The organism is Sulfitobacter sp. HI0129 (assembly GCF_001635395.1).
In the GTDB taxonomy this organism is placed as follows: Bacteria; Pseudomonadota; Alphaproteobacteria; order Rhodobacterales; family Rhodobacteraceae; genus Sulfitobacter.
Map to the genome: position 1 here is coordinate 1 of NZ_LWGH01000967.1, position 423 is coordinate 423.

At 69.0% G+C, this 423-nt stretch carries 1 protein-coding gene; it reads left to right on the forward strand.

Translation table 11 applies throughout. From position 1 onward, the window contains the following. The coding region (locus A3764_RS21390; protein ID WP_201722488.1) for a gamma-glutamyltransferase at positions 1-423 on the forward strand (423 nt) is incomplete at both ends.

Here is a 423-nt window from a genome sequence, read left to right on the forward strand (position 1 = left end):
CGGCCGCGGATGCCGCCGCCGCGATGGGATTCACGCTTCAGGTGGTGGAGCCGCATCTGAACGGCCCGCTGGGCGACATGCCCGCGCTGGTCCGCACGGCGGGCGAGGACGCGCCCGTGGTGATCTGCGGGCAGGGGGTCGCCCCCGCGGGCGCCAGCATCGATCACTACCGCGCCGAGGGGCTGGAGCGGATCCCCGGATCCGGTCTGCTGGCAACGGTAGTGCCCGGGTCTTTCGACGCATGGATGCTAATTCTGCACGATCATGGGCGGCTGCCCCTGCGTGACGTTCTGGAACCCGCAATCCATTATGCGCGCCACGGCCATCCCATGCTGCCGCGTGTTGCCGCCACGATCGCGGGGCTGGCTGATTTCTTCAGGGATGAATGGCCCACGTCGTATGAGACCTGGTTGCCCGGGGGCC